The following is a 16142-nucleotide window of genomic DNA, read 5'->3' on the forward strand; positions in this document are numbered from 1 at the left end:
TCGATTCAGCCCGCTACCAGCCCGGCCGCCTTCGCGGCCTCGTCCAGCGAATCACCCACCAACGCCAGGTTCTGGATGGCCGCCAGCCCCCACTGCGCCGACCCATTCGTGCTGATGCCGGCCTGTTCGTCCAGCGGCCGCAGCACGTCCACGCCAGCGATGCGCCGCGTCTTCGCATCACCCTTCAGCGCGCTCGACGAGAAGAACTCGCGCCACGCGCGCAACGCCAGCGCACGGTCCTTCTCCTGGAAGGCGGCATAGGCCGTCATGCGTGAGCCGGTGTCCGCCAGATTGACCTTGCCCGGGTCCTTGCCCAGCAGCGCCGTCAGCTCCGTCCGGGGCGCGTTGTAGTAGCGGCAGTACTCCAGCCAGGCCTTGCGGTAGGCGGGCACGTCCACCAGCGTCAGCAGCTCCGAGCTCATCTCGATGACGCCGAACACGCCGTTCAGGTGCGAGATGGAGACGTGGTCGCCCGGGCCGCTGAACTTGCCGGTCTTGGCGTCGTAGGGCGCGCCGCCCGCGAACCAGCGGCGCTTCAGGTCGCCGATGCTTTGCATGCCGTTGACAAGCTTGTCGCGCCAGCGCTTGTCGCCGGTGCGCTCCCACTCGGTCAGCCACGCCGCGATCCATGAGCCCCAGGTGGTGCCGAAGGACGCGTTGGGCAGGCCGGGCGCGGACGCGCGCGAGGGGTCCTTCGCCAGCTTGCGCGAGATGTCGACCTTGTCGATGTCGGCATCCGAGTCCAGCAGCTCGCGGATCAGGTCGCCGCAACGCTCGTCGGCGGTCAGGTAGAAGTAGATGCGGCGATAGGCGGCGTTGGAGACGCGCGGCTGCTTGGAGGAGTCCGACCAGTGCTGCACGCCGTGGCGGGTGCCAAAACCCTTGAAGGGGCCGGCGTGATAGACGTCCACTTCGCCGGTGTGGCGCGTCATCGCCTCTGCCAGCTTGAAGATGTCGGCGCGGCCCGTGCGCAGATAGCTGTACCAAAGCCACAGGTCGGTCGACAGCTCCGAGTTGTCCCAGGCGTAGCCGCCAATGTCGTAGCGCCACATGTGGCGGTCGGCGTCGTAGGCGTGCATGACGTCGCCGTAGTGCCAGAAGCCGTACCAGCGGTGCTGTGCGACCTCCTTCACGTACTGGTCGAGCTGCACCGTCATGCGGTCTTCGATGAGCTTGCGGGCTGGCGAGCGCGTGCCGACCACATCCCAGTCGCCAAACACCGCGGCCGCGTGCAGGCGCTGCGGCGTGAGCACCGGCCGCGCGGGGTTGGCGACCTGCTCGGCCATGTCGGAGAACGCCTGGTGCGACGGCGTGGCGGCCAGCACCCACAGCTGCAGTTCGCTCGTGCGGGCGACGCCGACGGAAGAGTCCCAGCCCGCCTCGTAGTCCTCGTAGGTGATGTTCAGGCCTTCGATCTGCTCGGCGTGCGTGTCCATTTCGCCGGCCGAGCGGTAGGAGCGCATGTCCATCGCCGGGGCCGCGGGCGAGTACAGCCAGGCGGTCACGTCGGCCATTTCGCCGGCCGCGCCACGTACGTCCAGGCGCACGGGGGCGCGCTGCCAGAAGTCCTTGAAGCCCAGCGCCACGCCGCCCGAGGCGCCGCCTGTATAGACAAGGCCCTTGGTGCGGCCGCCGCCGTTCGAGTCGATCCAGGCATGGCCCGGTGCCGTGCGCTTCTTCAGCGTGAAGCCATCGGCGCTGTGCTGCGACAGCGAGAAGTCGCCCCACTCGGGAACCCACTTCAGGCCGTCCTGCACGGTCTTGGCCATGCCGGACAGCGCGGGCAGCGCCTGCCCGGCGACCTGGGCGTCCCGGTAGGCCTTGCCGGGGTCGCGGCGCAGGCCGGTGATGGGCCGCACGGCCTCGCCCCACACGCCGACGCCTTCGCCCGAGAAGCGCACATGGCGGTCGTGCGTGGCGTTGGTCATGGGCACCTGCGCCGTCACGCCCAGCCCGGCGATGAAGTCCTTGGCCGGGTCGCCGTCCCAGACAAAGGTGTGGACGATGCGCACGCTCTCGGCGCCGGCATAGAAGTACAGGCGCACGGAGAAGGGCAGCCAGTCGCGCCCATTCGCTGAATGGGTACCGTCGAGCTTGAGCACCGCGCGCACGGGGCCCTGCTGCTCGACGGTGACGGCGGTGACCTTGCTGCTGAAGGACTGGCGGGCGGTCTTGCCGTCCAGCTCCGGCTCGGCGCCGTCCTGGCGCAGCGCGATGAGCCGCATGTTCTTCAGCGTGACGCGGCCGGCGCGGGTGGCTTCGGCGATCAGCGCCTCGCCACGCGTGGGCACGGTCCAGCTCAGATCACCGGCGCTGACGACGATCTGCGCGGCGGTCTGCTTGACGGTCAACCCGCCCGCTGCGGGCTTGCCGTTGTCCAGCTTCAACTCGCCCGCCGGCACGCCGCCTGCGACTGCATGCGCCGTCCACTTCAACGAGCCGTCGGGCCAGTACGCCAGCGGCCAGGATTGGATGGGGTGTGTGCCCAGCTTGAAGTCCAAGGCCTTGGCGGTGGACCGGATCTGGCCGCGCGGCCAGGGCACGCCGAAGGTGGCTCCCTCGAAGCGCGCGGGCGCCTGGCCGTCGAGCCAGCGCAGCACGGTGTCGGCGACGGGCGCGGCCGGTCCAGGCAGGTTGGCGGTGGCTCCCTGGGCGGCGGGCAGCGATGTAGCCAGCGACGCGGCGGCCGTGGTCTGCAGGAAGCTGCGGCGGGTGGAAAAGGGTGTGTTCATGTCGGTTGTCCAAAGGAAATGCAACCGCAGAGGCACAGAGGCACAGAGAAAGCCACCATCGATTTCCTCCGTGTCTCTGTGTCTCTGTGCCTCTGTGGTTGCCTTTGATATTCATCTCAGGCTGCGGTAGTGCTCGGCCAGCACATCAAAGGCCAACTTGCGCTGCCCCGTCTCTGACAGCAGCCCCTTGCGGTTCCAGCCATTCTGGAAGACCGGGTGCTCGCGACGCGGCGAGCGGAAGTCTTTCAGCACCCAGGGCGACAGGCCGCGCAGGTTGGCGATGCGGGCCAGCATGGCCAGCGTCTCGCGGTAGTAGGCGGCCTGGAATTCCTCGGACCACTTCTTCGGTGCAGCGCTGCCGTCGTGGTGTCCCGCCAGCGCATCGGCGCCGAACTCGGAGGCGATCAGCGGCTTGTCGGTCGGCAGCGCCCACTTCAGCCTGGCCAGATCCTCCAGCTTGTCGTCGCCATACCAGCCCGCGTAGCTGTTGACGGCCATCACGTCCAGGTGGGCCAGCAGCGGGTCGGCGATCTGTATCGTGTCGCCGTCGCGCTTGACCAGCAACGCCGCGCTGATGAGCCGGCTCGGGTCCAGCTCGCGCACGGTGGCCGCCAGTGCGGCGTGGAAGCGCGTGCGGTTGTCGGCCACCGGCGTCTCGTTGCCCACGCTCCACATCACCAGCGCGGCGCGGTTGCGGTCACGGAAGATCGTCTCGGCCTGCTGGCGCCTGGCCTTGAGCAGCACGGCGGGGTTGTCCCAGTCGACGGTCCAGTAGACGGGGATCTCGCTCCACACCAGCAGCCCTAACTCATCGGCCGCGCGCAGCATGGTCTCGGAATGGGGATAGTGCGACAGGCGCACGTAGTTGCCGTTCAGGCCCAGCTTCACCTCGCTGAGCAGCGCGCGCGCGGCAGAGTCGGTCAGGCGGCGGGCCGGGTTGGCGCCGAGTTCCTCCTCGTGGATGGACACGCCGCGCAGCATCACCGGTTTGCCGTTCAGCAGGATCTCGCTGCCCTTGACGGCGATGGTGCGAAAGCCCATGCGCTCGTGGACAGCGTCGGCGCCGCTCGCAAAGCGCACGGCGTAGAGCTGCGGCGACTCCGGCGTCCAGCGCTTCAGCGTGGCCGGCGCGGCGACGTCGAAGCGGGCCTCGCCGTTGGCGTCCGTCGTCGCCTGCGCCTTGATGCCCAGCGCGTTGATCTGCACGGTGACCGGCTGCCTGGCCGCCTGCGCACCGTTGAGCTGCACGCTGCCCACCAGCCGGCCGGAATCGGTCAGGCGCAGCGTCGCGTCTTCGATGAAGGTGGCGGGCGTGCGGATCAGCTTGACCGGCCGCGTGATGCCGCCGTACAGGTCCCAATCAGTGATCTCGCCCGGGATGCTCTGCGCGTCGTGCTTGGAGTCGACGCCGACGACGAGGCGATTGCCTTGCGCGCGCAGCGCGTCCGTCACCTCCAGCACGAAGGGCGTGAAGCCGCCTTCGTGTCGGCCGACTTCCTTGCCGTTGACGTAGACGTAGGCACGGTAGTTGACGGCCTCGAAGCGCAGGAAGCTGCGCTCCCCCGGCTTGACGGCGGGCACGTCGAAGCGGCGCTGGAACCAGATCAGCCCGTCGTAGTAGCGCAGCTCGGGCTCGGCCGAGTTCCAGGCGCCGGGGATCTGCATGGCCGGACCGCGGTCGAGGTCGAACTCGAAGAAGGCAGTGCCGGGCTTGGCCTCTTCGGCGGCGATGTCGAGATCGCGGTGGCGCTGCATGCGCGACTTGGCGACCCAGCCGTTGATGTCGGTCAGGCCGGTGCGGTAGTAGTCCTTGGAGTAGGTCCAGCGGCCGGACAGGTCCTGCACGTCGGCGCGCTGGCCGGTGAGCAGCAGGGGCGGGCGCAGGGTATCGGCGGCGTGGGCGACGGAGGCGGCGAGGCCGAGCAGGAGCAGCAGGTGTTTCATCGGCATTGGAGAACCTGGAAGTCGCGGATCTGCAGGCGGCTGGCCGTCGTGCGGAACGCGAAGTAGCCGTGCAGGCGCGCATTGGCGTCCGCGCGTGTAAAGAGTTCGTTGCTGCCGGCACGCCAGCGCAGATGAACAGGGTCGCTGGCCGTGGGTTGGCGCGAAACAATCTCGACGGTGAGTGGTTGGCCGGCGTGCAGCCGGGTCTGCGCGGTCATCGGGGCTTCGCCCGGCTCGGCAATGGCGCCGTCTGCATAGCCAGTTAGCAGGCGACGCTCACTGCCGGTGTAGTGGCGTAGTCGGGTCGTCGTGTTGGCGTTGGCGCCGAAGCCGACGTAGTAGCTCGGCAGCGTGTCGTAGCCGGCGAACTTGCCGCTGCGCGGGTAGGGCGCGCTGCCGTCGGCTTCGAGCGCATTCCAGAACATGTTCAGGTCCGACAGCCGGCCGGCATGCGGCCCGGCGCTGACGGGTGCGGGCAGGGCGAGGGCGGTGAAGCGGATAGCGTAATCGCCCGACAGTGGCTCGCGCCACCACAGGCTCAGGCCGGCGGGCGTGGCGATGTCGAGCACGCCGTTCTGGACGGTGACGACGGCGCGCTCGTCCTCGGCCTCGAGCCGCCAGCGGGCGAGGCCGGCGCGGAAGTCGTCAGCGGCGATCTGCTCCAGCTTCTTGGGCGCCTCGCACCATGCCGCTGCGGTCAGCGGGATGCTGAGGATCAGCCCGCAAAGTGAAAGACGGAGGGCAGTGCCCATTGGCGCGGCTTGTTGTCGGCTTCGACTTCCATCAGCGGGGCCATGTAGTCCCACCAGCGTCGCATGACGGGCAGCGTCGGCAGCTCGTCAATAGGCATGCCCGCCTTGAGCTTGAGCACGGCGAACAGGCTCAGCGTGCTTTCGTCCAGGAAGATGGAGTAATCAAAGATGCCGGCGCCACGCAGCGCCTCGGCCAAATCGGGCCACAGCTCGTCATGGCGTTTCTTGTACTCGGCCACCACGCCGGGTTTCAGCTGCATCTTGAAGGCGCGAATCTCGTCGCTCATTGGCTGGTCTCCTTGTCTTTATTGAACGTCTTGCTCGGCCATCGGCAGGGCCGAGACGTCGCGGCGGCGCAGTTCGCTGTCAACGCGCCAATTCGCGGGGGCAAGGCCGGCTATCTGGCAGCTTTCCCCCACGGAGATGGGCGAACCGAGCTGCAGGCGGCAGTCGCCGTCGAAGTGCCAGGCCAGCGCGTCCTGCACATGGCCACCGCGTCGCGCCTCGATATCGATGCTGCGGAAATCGAACCGGCGCAGCGGCACCTCGGCCGTCGCGTCGACCTCAAAGGCGACCTCGGCGCCGCGCGCGGTGAGGCGCTGGATGCGCACGCCCTCGACGCGCGTGCAGCCTTGCTCGCGCGACACGGGCTGGGCCATCGCCAGCCAGTGCGGCGGTGCGTTCGCTCGTTCGGCGTCGGGAATCTGCGCCTGGCTGTAGGCCGGGTTCCAGTTCATCGTCGCGCGCATCACGACCGGCACATCGTGCAAGCTAAGGTCGCTGATTGACACGTCCTCGACAAAGCCGCCGCGCGTGGGCGCACTCTTGAACAGCAGGCCCACCGGCACCGGCGCATGCACCGCGATCCGCTCCGCCGTGATGCGCCGGAAGCCGCCCGAGGTCTCGCTGCCGAAGGTGAGGCCGGCGGCGCCCTCGCGGACGATGCAGTCGCTGATGGTGATGTCTTCGCAGGGTCGCGCGACGCGCAGGCCATCGGCGTCGCGGCCGGCCTTCAGGCACAGCGCGTCGTCGTTGACGGCGATGTCGGCATGGCGGATGGTCACGCGGCGCGAGGAGTCGATGTCGATGCCGTCCGTCGACGGGCCGCGCGCTTCGTCGTTGTTGCGGATGGTGATGCGGTCGACGGTCACGTCTTCCGAGTAGCAGAGGTGCAGCGTCCAGAAGCCCGAGCGGCGCAGCAGCAGGCCGTCGCCAATGTTCACGCGGGCTGATTCGAAGACCTGCACGAGCCGCGGGCGCTGGCAGTCGTAGTCCGACGCCCAGCGCAGGCCGCGTGGTTCGTAGGTGGCGCGCAGTGCCCAGTAGCTGTCCCAGAACACCTGCCCGTCGCCGTCGATGCAACCTTCGCCGACAAGCCCCACGTCATGCTCGCCGTAGATGTTGACGAGGGCCGCCGGCCAGCGCATCTCGATGCCGGCGACGCGGGTGGGCAGCAGCGGGTAGTCCGCCAAATCCCGTGAGCCGAGCAACGTGGCGCCGCGGTCGAGCCTCAGCGACATGCCACTCTTCAGGAACAGCGAGCCGGTCAGGTAGACGCCGGGGCCCAGACGCAACTCCGCGCCCTGAAGGGCCGCCGAATCGATGGCGGCCTGCAGGGCGCGGGTGTTGAGCGTGCACCCGTCACCGAGTGCACCGAAGGCCTGCGCTTCCACGCAAGCCCGCGTCATCAGACGATGCCGCTGCCCGACGCGCCGGCCTTGGGCGGGCGCTTCACCGCAGCCTGCTCGCGATAGCCGCTGGCGCGGTAGGCCGCGACCGGATCAATGGCCGCGCCGCTGCGCAGCCGCGCCATCGCGAGGATGGGGCTCACGTCCGTGCGGAAGGCCTTTTTCAGCGCCTGCGCGGACTGCAGTGCGTCGTTGGCTTCCTGGTAGCCGGCCAGCGCCTTGCGGTCCACCAGCGCGGCCTGCACGAAAGCGCGCTGCACCTCGACGGCGCTCTGCATCAGGCTCTCGATGGGGTCGGTCACGTTGTGCGACTGATCCAGCATGTAGGCCGGCTTGAATGCCGCGCCGTCGCGTTCGGCGGCATCGGCCAGCTCGTTGAAGACGAGGAAGAGCTGGAAGGGGTCGATGCTCCCGGAGTCCAGGTCGTCGTCGCCGTACTTGCTGTCGTTGAAGTGGAAGCCGCCAAGCTTGCCGAACTGAGCCAGGCGCGCCACGATCATCTCGATGTTGGTGTTGGGCGCGTGATGGCCCAGGTCCACCAGGCACTTGGCCTTCTCGCCCAGCGTTTGCGCGGCGGCGAAGCTGGTGCCCCAGTCGGCGATGACGGTGCAGTAGAACGCCGGCTCGAACAGCTTGTGCTCGATGTACATCAGCCAGTCGTCCGGCAGCGCGGCGTAGATGCCGCGGGCGGAGTCCAGGTAGCGCTCCAGCGAGCCGCGCAGGTTGTGCTGGCCGGGGAAGTTGGCGCCGTCGCCGACCCACACCGTCAGGCCCTTGGAGCCCAGTGCCTTGCCCAGCTCGATGCACTCGATGTTGTGCGCCACGGCCTGCTCGCGGGCAGCGGCGCTTTGTGCGGTGAGGCTGCCGTACTTGTAGGTGTGGGCCTGGCCGGCCTGGTCCTGGAAGGTGTTGGAGTTCACCGCGTCGAAGGACAGGCCCAGGCTGTCGGCCTGCTGGCGCAGGCCCTTGGGGTCGCTCGGCTTGTCCCAGGGGAAATGCAGCGACACCGTGGGCGTGGCGCGCGTCAGCTGGTGGATGACGGCGCAGTCTTCCAGCTTTTCGGTCACGTCGCGCGGCTCGCCTTTGCCGGGGAACCGCGCGAAGCGCGTGCCGCCGGTGCCGACGCCCCAGCTGGGCAGGGCCACGGCGAAGGTCTGGGCGGTGGCGGTCAGCGCCTCGATGTCCACGCCGCGGCGGGACAGCATGCCGCCCAGCGCGTCGTAGTCGGCCTGCAGATTGGCGCGCTGGCTGGCGTTGTGTTGCTCGACCTGGCCGGCGTCGATGATGTTCGTCGTCATGTGTGTCTCCTGCCTCAACGCGTAAACGCAGCGGCATTGCCGGCGTCCACGTTCAAGATGTTGCCGGTGCTCTTGCCGGCTTTGTCGCTTGCCAGGAAATACACCGCCTCGGCAATGTCCTCGGGCAGCACGCTGAGCTTGAGCATGCTGCGCTGGCGGTAGAACTCTTCGATGTTGTCGCTGTCAATCTTGTTCGACGCGGCGCGCTCTTCCTTCCACTTGCCGTCCCAGATGCGCGAGCCGCGGATGACGGCGTCGGGGTTGACGACGTTGACGCGCACGCCGATGGCCGCGCCTTCCAGCGCGATGCAGCGGGCCAAGTGGATCTCGGCCGCCTTGGCCGTGCAGTAGGCCGAAGCGCCAGCGGACGCGACGAGCCCGTTCTTGCTGGCCACGAACACCATGCTGCCGCCGATCTTCTGCTGCTTGAGCAGGCGGAAGGCGGCGCGGCTGACGAGGAAGTAGCCGGTCACGAGGATGTTCTGGTTGCGGTTCCAGATTTCCAGCGAGGTGTCCTCCAGCGGCGCGGCGGAGGCGATGCCGGCGTTGGAGACGAGGATGTCCAGGCCGCCGAAGCGCAGAGCCGTGGCCGCGATCAGGGCTTCCACTTCCGCTTCGGAGGTGATGTCGCCGCGCACGGCGGCCACGGCGTCCTTGCCGCCGACCTTGATGAGCGCCTTGCTGGCTTCTTCTAGCGCCTCGCCGTCGATGTCGGTCAGCATGACGCAGGCGCCTTCCTGCAGCAGCTGGCGAGCGACAGCCTGGCCGATGCCACCGGCACCGCCGGTGACCAGGGCCACGCGGCCGGCCATGCTCTTGGGCTTGGGCATGCGCTGCAGCTTTGCTTCTTCAAGCAGCCAGTACTCAATGTCGAAAGCTTCCTGCTCGGGCAGGCCGACATAGGTGTCCACGCCATTGGCGCCGCGCATGACGTTGATGGCGTTGATGTAGAACTCGCCGGCGATGCGCGCGGTGGCCTTGTCCTTGGCAAAGGACAGCATGCCCACGCCGGGGATCAGGTAGATGATGGGGTTGGCATCCCGCACGGCCGGGCTGCTAGGCCGCTTGCAGCGCTCGTGATAGGCACGGTAGTCGGCACGGTAGGCCTCCAGCGCGGCGTCCAGGCCGGCCAGCACGGCGTCGACATCGGGGTTGGCCGGGTCGAAGTCCAGCACCAGCGGGCGGATCTTGGTGCGCAGGAAGTGGTCGGGGCAGGACGTGCCCAGCGCGGCCAGCTTGGCGAGGTCGTTGCTGCCGACGAACTCCAGCACCACGTCGCTGTCGTTGAAGTCGCCCAGCTTGCGTTCGCTGGCGCTGATGCGGCCGCGCAGCGCGGGCATCAGCTTGGCGGCCAGTGCCGCGCGCTGCTCGGCCGGCAGGGTGATGGTCTTGACGCCGCCGAACACCGGCTGCTTGATGTTCTCGGCCAGCCACTGCTCGGCCAGGCGGATCATCTCCAGCGTGATCTCGTAGCAGGACTTGGCGGTGTCGCCCCAGGTGAACAGGCCGTGGCCTTCCAGGATGATGCCCTTGAGGTTGGGCTGCGACGTGGCCAGGGCTTCAAGCTTCAGGCCGAGGTCGTAGCCGGGGCGCTGCCAGGGCAGCCAGCCCAGTTGGCCGCCGAAGATCGTTGCAGTCAGGCGCTTGCTGTCGGCGCAGGCGGCGATGGCGATGATCGCGTCCGGGTGCATGTGGTCGACATGCTTCTTCGGGATATAGGCGTGCAGAGGGGTATCGATACTCGCGGCACGCGGGTTCAGGTTGAACGTGCAGTGCGGCAGGTAATCCACCATCTCGTCTTCATGTTCCAGGCCGCGATAACGCTTCTTCAGCGCATTCAGCTTGTCCATGTAGAGCGTGGAGAAACCATCCAGCTTGATGCTGCCCAGGTCGCCGCCGGAACCCTTGACCCACAGCACTTCGACGTCTTCGCCGGTCAGGTGGTCGCGCATCATGACCTTGGCCGAGGTATTGCCGCCACCGAAATTCGTCACCCGCAAATCAGAGCCGAGCAGATTGGAGCGATAGAGCAGCAGTTCGGGTTCGCTCATCTTGGCGGCGACGGCATCGTCCCACTTGGAAACGATGGGAGCCTTCGCGGAGGATTCGGCGGCGGTTTGGGAATTTGCAGTCATCGGCTTGCCTGTATTCGGTCGATATTTCATCCCAGCGGCCGCGGCATGCGGCTCGGGACCCGCCATAGCGGGAGATTCATCAAGGAAACGGGGCGCAGTGTGAGCCGAAACGACTGTGCCTGCGCGGGGCCGCAGCAGTAAATCAAAAGGATGAGCGAAAGCTCAGCGCGGTGGCCAATCGCTCAGCAAACGCTCACGGCCGTGAGCGTTTGCTGATTGACCTCGTCATGTGCCTGACGTAATCTGCATTTCGGAACTGCGTTTCACCCCTCGCCGGGCCGGTCACTTGAGCGGTTGTGAGCGGAGCGAGCGAGGTTCCAGCGGTCGGCGCCTACGCCCGACGGCCGCGATCAGGCGCCCGGCCCCAGCCGGCTGCCGAAGGCAAGCGACGCCCGCCCCGGCATGCAAGAGGGTTGGGTGACATAACGACGAGACAACGGTCGCCAACGCTGAGTGCCAAGGCGCCCGATAAAGGTGACTTCATGATCAATCACAAGCGCCACAAGCGCCTGCTCAAACTGCTGGACGAGCGCGAGAACGCCAGCGTTCAGCAATTGATGGAATGGTTGTCGGCTTCGGCCGCGACAGTGCGGCGGGATATCTCGTGGCTGGCGGCGAAAAACCAGTTGACGCGCACCCGCGGTGGCGCCCAAAGGTTGGAGCAGAAGAAAAAATCTTATGCACTGACCAGTGAGACATTCCAGAACAATATCCAGCAGCATGGCGCCGCCAAACGCGCCATCGCCCGTTATGCCACGTCGATGTGCAATAACGGCGAAACCATCATCATCAATGGCGGTACGACGACTTTCATGATGGCGGAGTTTCTCGTCGAGAAACAGCTGAAGATTCTCACCAATTCATTCCTTATGGCCGAGCGCCTGCTCGTCACCAGCGACAACGAAATCATCCTGCCCGGCGGCAAGGTCTATCGCGAGCAGAACGTCATCCTCAGCCCGTTCGAGAACGACGTCGCGCAGCACCATTACGCGGCCAAGATGTTCATGGGCGTCTACGGCCTGTCCATCCTGGGCCTGATGGAAGCCGACCCGCTGCTGATCCAGGCCGAGAAGCGCCTCATCGGCCAGGCCGAAGAACTGGTCGTGCTGGTGGACAGCTCCAAGTTCCAGCGCAAGGCCGGCCTGGTGTTGTGCGGGCTGAACCGCGTGTCCACCGTCATCACCGACACCGGCGCCTCCGACAGCGCCGTGCAGCTGCTGGAGCATTACGGCGTGCGCGTCATCACCGTGGAGCCCGAAGCCGTGGACCCTCGGGTGGCGGCGGCCTCGGCCATGAGCTCGCGTGACTATGCGGCCGTGCTGGAGGCCGGCGCCTACCACCACGCGGGGCTGCACTCTTGAACCCAGCGGTGCGTGGGACAGTCGTCCTCGACATCGGCAAGACCAATGCCAAGCTGACGCTGATCGACGCCGCCGGCAAGACACTGGCCGAGGCGCGCACGCCAAACACCGTCAAACGTGACGGCCCCTACCCGCACCACGACACGGAGCGGCTGTGGGCCTGGATGCTGGGCCAGCTGCGCGAGCTGTCCGCGCTGGCCGGCATCCGCGCCATCGTGCCGGTCACGCATGGCGCTACGGCGGCGCTGATCGATGACGCGGGCCTGGTGTTGCCGGTGCTGGACTACGAGCATGTGCCGGGCGACGCCGCCGACGCGGCGCGTTATGCAGCGCTGCGGCCGGCGTTCGCGGAGAGCGGCTCGCCGCAACTGCCCGCCGGCTTGAACCTCGGCCGTCAGCTGGAATGGTTGCAGGCGCACTTTCCCGCCGAGTTCGCGCGCGCCAGACATGTGCTGATGTACCCGCAGTATTGGGCCTGGCGCTTCAGCGGTGTCGCGGCCAGCGAGGTCACTTCGCTGGGCTGCCACACCGACCTGTGGCGGCCGGCCGAGGGTGCATGGTCGTCGCTGGTCGAGTGCCGGGGCTGGCAACACCTTTTTCCGCCGCGCCGCGATGCATGGGCGCGGTTGGGTGCGTTGCGCGCCGATGTCGTCGCAGACACCGGGCTGCCGGCCGATTGCGAAATCGTCTGCGGCATCCACGACAGCAATGCCTCGCTGCTGCGCCACCTGCTGACGCTGCAGCAGAGCGGGCCGTGCACGGTGTTGTCCACCGGCACCTGGGTCATTGCCGCGGCGCTGGGTTCTGCGACCCGGCCCCTAGACGAGGCGCAGGACATGCTGGCCAATTGCAATGTCTTCGGCGACGCCGTGCCCTGCATGCGCTTCATGGGTGGGCGCGAGTTCGGCGTGATCGCGGGCGAGCAGCCGGCGACGTTTGCTGCTGAGGACGTGGAGCGGCTGATTGCGCGGCAGACGATGGCGTTGCCTTGCTTTGCGGAGACGGGCGGGCCGTTCGCAGGGCGGGTCGGGCGGGTCGATGGCGCCTTGCCGGAAACGGATGCAGAGCGTGCCGCGCTGGCGACCCTGTACGTGGTGCTGATGACGGACCATTGCCTGGCTTCGTTGGGTGCCAGTGGGCGCGTGGTCGTTGAAGGCGCCTTCACGGCCAATGCTTGGTTCGGGCCGTTGCTGGCGGGGTTGTCGGAGGGGCGGGACGTGACGGTGTCGGATGACAGCAGTGGCACGACTTGTGGGGCGTGGTTGCTGACTGCCTGGGGGCGCCAGGCTGAAGCCGGCTCGGCGCCCGTGACGCCTTGGTGTCCGGCGGGATGGACGGATTACCGAGATGCTTGGCGAGCTGCGGCAAGAGCGGCTTGACGCGTGAGGCCCAGCCGGGATTTCGCCCCGGCGGGCGACCTACTTTTTGCGCCGCCAAAAAGTAGGCAAGAAGCTCTCCCCTGCAAAACCGGCCCTGTGGGCTGCCCTGCGATGCTCGAAGCCCAGGGCACGTGCAGAACTCACTTCGCTACGCTGCGTTCAGACAGCTGCGCGAAGTCAGTTGTCGAAGCGCGCTGCGCGCGCGCCCTGGGCGTCTGCGCTTCTCGGCGGTTTAGAAGGGGAGGTTGCCTTCAACAGCCAGAAAGTAGGTCGCCCGCCGGGGCGAACTCCCGGCACCACTGATGGAATGCAGCGGTAGTGGCTTAGACGGCCCGGCGGCGGCGCAAGCCCGCCACCCCCAACCCCGCCAGCGCCGCCAATGCCAACGACCCGGGCTCCGCAATCGTGAACGCCCTCACGCTGTCAATCGCCGGCACGCTGTACCCCGCCGTGTCCGTCGCGCTGTCGAAGGCGTAGACGCGCACCTCGTTGAAGCCGACCGCGTCGCTCAAGCCGAGCACATCGCCGACCCCAGCCGCACCCAGCGAGACCCGGCCGCTGCCGGTCAAGGCACCGTCCAGCCAGGTCTGCCACATGACATGGATGCTGAGGTAGCCCGAGTCGACGGCGAACTCGATGCCGTTGAGTTGGGCGCCCAGGCTGCGGATCGACAGGTAGGCGTTGGTGCCGGCCGTGGCGAAGTAGTTGCCTGTGAAGGCCTGGCTGTAGCTTTCGCCAGCGCCCAGGTCGACGCAGTTGCCACCGGCATAGCCGCAGCCGCCGTTGTCGTTGTCCAAGCCCGTATGGCTGAACAGCAGGCCGCCTTCGGACCACGGGCTGTCGAGGTTCAGGTTGGTCTCGAAGTCGGCCGTGTAGGCCAGATGCGCAGCACCCGGCGTGGCGCTGCCGGCGCCCGTGGTCTGCACGACGGCCGCCGCGGCGGGCAGGGCGAGCAGCGTCGCCAGGAGAGGTGCGATGGATTTCATTGGGCGGATACCAGGTCGATGGCGTCGAAGGACAGCGCCGGGCTCAGGAAGCGCGCGCCGGCGGTCCCGCTGACGGTGTTGATGGTCAGCACATTGGTGCCGACGACCAGCTGGGCGGCGGGAATGTCGAAGGTGTAGGTGCGGTTGAAGCCGCGATAGGTACCCACCGTCAGGTTGCGTGAGACCTTGGGCGGTGCGGGCGGAATCGCCGAACTCCAGCTGTTGACCGTCACCTGGGGGCGGGCGCCGTTGAAGTCGGCGGTGATGCCCAGGCGCAGGCGCAGGGGTGCGGTGTTCTGGCCGCGGCGCAGCGTGAAGCGCACCTGCAGCGCGTTGTTGACATCCTTCCACTGATACGCCGGCCAATGCGTGGCGGCGTTGGACTGGCCGATGACGAAGGGGCCGACGTTCCACGACGCCATGCGCACGTCACTCGGGTGCATGAAGGTCAGCTTGTCGCCGTTGATGAACTCCTGCGGCGTGCCGTCCCAGCGGCCGATGCGCCACAGCGCCGGCGTGACCTCCGGGTCGCCGGTGATGGCGACCGGGTTCAGCGCAAAGCTGGTGTTGGCCGTCACCGTCACGGGCAGGGTCTGCACGGCGAGTTCGCCCTTGTAGACCGTCATCGTGTAGTTGCCCGGCAGCATGCCGTTGGCGGTGACGTGGCCATCCACGGGGTCGGCGTCGGCGTAGTACTGCGCCTGCGCATTGGCGAAGCCCACGGTGTAGGGCACGCCCGCGGCGCGGCCGGTCAGGCCGGCCACGCTGACCGAGCCACGGCCCAGCGGCGGCACGTAGCCCAGCAGGCCGACGTTGCCGTACCAGCTGGTGTCGGGCCTGGCAGTCGGCGGCGTGCCGTCGTTGAAGATCATTGTGTAGGTGTTCAGCACGTTCAGGCGGAAGGGCTCCGTCTGTGCCTCGCCGTAGTTGACGATGTAGGTCAGCTCGTTGTGCGTGCTGGTGATCTGCTGCAGCAGGCTGCGGTAAAACGGGCCGCTGGAGCCGCCCTCGTTGTTGTCGCGCCAGAACCAGACGCCCACGCCGGGGCCGCTGCCGCCGACGAACTCCCAGTCCTTCAGGCGGCGGTTGGCGTAGTGCTTGGAACGCGACTGGCCAAAACGCGGGTCGGTGGCCGGGAAGCCGAACACGTCGCTGGCCTCGATGGCGCCGCTGGTGCCGCGCAGGTCTTCGGCCCAGAAGCTCTCGCCGCCGTAGGTGATCAGGCCGCCGGCCGCATGGGCCGGGCCGCCGTTGGGCAGCTTGGAAACGGGGATGCGCGCGATGAAGCGCACCAGGCCGTGCACGTCGGGCTGCTCGGTGAAATGCGTGCCCATGTGGATGTTGGACTCGCCCCGCTTCACCACGTAGTAGTGGGTCAGCACGCCGCCCTTGGTGCTGGTGCTGGTGAGGGTCACGCGGATGTAGTCGCTGGCGTTGACCACGCCACCGTTGGCGGTGGAGGCTGGCGTCACGGTGCCGTTGGCGCTGACGGCCTCGACCTTCAGGCCGACGGCGCTGACGCCGTTGTAGAGCCAGTCGGCGCCGGAGTTGAGTTGCGTGCCGCGCGTGGGGTCGGCGTACTCGACGCCCTTGTAGACGATGCTGGACAGGTCGCCGACGGCGGTCGTGTTGCTGCTGTCATAGCCGCGCACCTTGAAGACCAGGCCGCCGTCGGTGTCGATGACGTACTGCGGCCGCGCGGCGTTGTTGCCGTCGTGCACGGTGGTGATGCTGAAGGCGGCCATCGCGGCCGGTGCCAGCGTGGCGAGCAGGCCTGCGGCCAGCCAGCGCGCCCAGGGCGGGCGCGTGCTTGTCGGGTTCATCTTGTCTCCTGGTTTGTGTCGTTTTTCACGGCCGAGCGGGTCAC

Annotated in this window: 11 protein-coding genes; 2 read left to right on the plus strand and 9 right to left on the minus strand. The window is 67.7% G+C overall.

Annotated features, from left to right (window positions below; genetic code table 11):
- Positions 1-5: 5 nt before the first annotated feature.
- The 7 genes from ASC81_RS03830 to ASC81_RS03860 all read right to left on the minus strand — a co-directional run bounded on the left by ASC81_RS03830 (position 6) and on the right by ASC81_RS03860 (position 10549).
- Positions 6-2732, minus strand: a complete 2727-nt coding sequence (locus tag ASC81_RS03830; protein WP_056262907.1) for a hypothetical protein — start codon at positions 2730-2732, stop codon at positions 6-8.
- Between the two features lie 111 nt (positions 2733-2843).
- Positions 2844-4676, minus strand: coding sequence for a glycoside hydrolase family 2 protein (locus ASC81_RS03835; protein WP_056262911.1), 1833 nt, complete (start codon positions 4674-4676; stop codon positions 2844-2846).
- Positions 4673-5428, minus strand: a complete 756-nt coding sequence (locus ASC81_RS03840; RefSeq protein WP_056262913.1) for a DUF6250 domain-containing protein — start codon at positions 5426-5428, stop codon at positions 4673-4675. Before ASC81_RS03840 ends, ASC81_RS03835 begins: the two co-directional genes overlap by 4 nt.
- Positions 5392-5715, minus strand: coding sequence for an L-rhamnose mutarotase (locus ASC81_RS03845; protein ID WP_056262914.1), 324 nt, complete (start codon positions 5713-5715; stop codon positions 5392-5394). The genes ASC81_RS03840 and ASC81_RS03845 overlap by 37 nt, the downstream gene beginning before the upstream one ends.
- Before the next feature lie 18 nt (positions 5716-5733).
- Positions 5734-7116, minus strand: a complete 1383-nt coding sequence (locus ASC81_RS03850) for a glycoside hydrolase family 28 protein (RefSeq protein WP_056262917.1) — start codon at positions 7114-7116, stop codon at positions 5734-5736.
- Positions 7116-8414 carry an L-rhamnose catabolism isomerase gene (rhaI, locus tag ASC81_RS03855; RefSeq protein ID WP_056262919.1) on the minus strand — a complete coding sequence of 433 codons (1299 nt, stop codon included), beginning with the start codon at positions 8412-8414 and terminating at the stop codon, positions 7116-7118. The genes ASC81_RS03850 and rhaI overlap by 1 nt, the downstream gene beginning before the upstream one ends.
- 14 nt (positions 8415-8428) lie before the next feature.
- The gene (locus tag ASC81_RS03860; protein ID WP_056262921.1) at positions 8429-10549 is read right to left on the minus strand and encodes a bifunctional rhamnulose-1-phosphate aldolase/short-chain dehydrogenase; all 2121 of its coding nucleotides are present in this window, start codon (positions 10547-10549) and stop codon (positions 8429-8431) included.
- Between the two features lie 482 nt (positions 10550-11031).
- Between ASC81_RS03860 and ASC81_RS03865 the strand changes: the two genes are divergently transcribed.
- Both ASC81_RS03865 and ASC81_RS03870 read left to right on the plus strand, forming a co-directional pair.
- Positions 11032-11910 (plus strand): DeoR/GlpR family DNA-binding transcription regulator, encoded by an 879-nt coding sequence (locus ASC81_RS03865; RefSeq protein WP_056262923.1) that lies wholly within the window; start codon positions 11032-11034, stop codon positions 11908-11910.
- Positions 11907-13289, plus strand: a complete 1383-nt coding sequence (locus tag ASC81_RS03870; protein ID WP_082536232.1) for an FGGY-family carbohydrate kinase — start codon at positions 11907-11909, stop codon at positions 13287-13289. The genes ASC81_RS03865 and ASC81_RS03870 overlap by 4 nt, the downstream gene beginning before the upstream one ends.
- Positions 13290-13612: 323 nt before the next feature.
- On the opposite strand, the gene ASC81_RS03875 is transcribed toward ASC81_RS03870, so the two are convergent.
- Complete coding sequence (locus tag ASC81_RS03875; protein ID WP_056262927.1) at positions 13613-14275, minus strand: hypothetical protein; 663 nt, start codon at positions 14273-14275, stop codon at positions 13613-13615.
- Complete coding sequence (locus ASC81_RS03880) at positions 14272-16098, minus strand: rhamnogalacturonan lyase B N-terminal domain-containing protein (protein WP_056262930.1); 1827 nt, start codon at positions 16096-16098, stop codon at positions 14272-14274. The genes ASC81_RS03875 and ASC81_RS03880 overlap by 4 nt, the downstream gene beginning before the upstream one ends.
- Between the last annotated feature and the right edge of the window lie 44 nt (positions 16099-16142).

The organism is Pelomonas sp. Root405, from assembly GCF_001425165.1.
Classification (GTDB): Bacteria; Pseudomonadota; Gammaproteobacteria; order Burkholderiales; family Burkholderiaceae_C; genus Pelomonas.

Coding starts and splice junctions, on each gene's coding strand:
- ASC81_RS03830 (WP_056262907.1), bottom strand. CDS start 2,732: ATGAACACACCCTTTTCCACCCGCCGCAGCTTCCTGCAGACCACGGCC.
- ASC81_RS03835 (WP_056262911.1), bottom strand. CDS start 4,676: ATGAAACACCTGCTGCTCCTGCTCGGCCTCGCCGCCTCCGTCGCCCAC.
- ASC81_RS03840 (WP_056262913.1), bottom strand. CDS start 5,428: ATGGGCACTGCCCTCCGTCTTTCACTTTGCGGGCTGATCCTCAGCATC.
- ASC81_RS03845 (WP_056262914.1), bottom strand. CDS start 5,715: ATGAGCGACGAGATTCGCGCCTTCAAGATGCAGCTGAAACCCGGCGTG.
- ASC81_RS03850 (WP_056262917.1), bottom strand. CDS start 7,116: ATGACGCGGGCTTGCGTGGAAGCGCAGGCCTTCGGTGCACTCGGTGAC.
- rhaI (WP_056262919.1), bottom strand. CDS start 8,414: ATGACGACGAACATCATCGACGCCGGCCAGGTCGAGCAACACAACGCC.
- ASC81_RS03860 (WP_056262921.1), bottom strand. CDS start 10,549: ATGACTGCAAATTCCCAAACCGCCGCCGAATCCTCCGCGAAGGCTCCC.
- ASC81_RS03865 (WP_056262923.1), top strand. CDS start 11,032: ATGATCAATCACAAGCGCCACAAGCGCCTGCTCAAACTGCTGGACGAG.
- ASC81_RS03875 (WP_056262927.1), bottom strand. CDS start 14,275: ATGAAATCCATCGCACCTCTCCTGGCGACGCTGCTCGCCCTGCCCGCC.
- ASC81_RS03880 (WP_056262930.1), bottom strand. CDS start 16,098: ATGAACCCGACAAGCACGCGCCCGCCCTGGGCGCGCTGGCTGGCCGCA.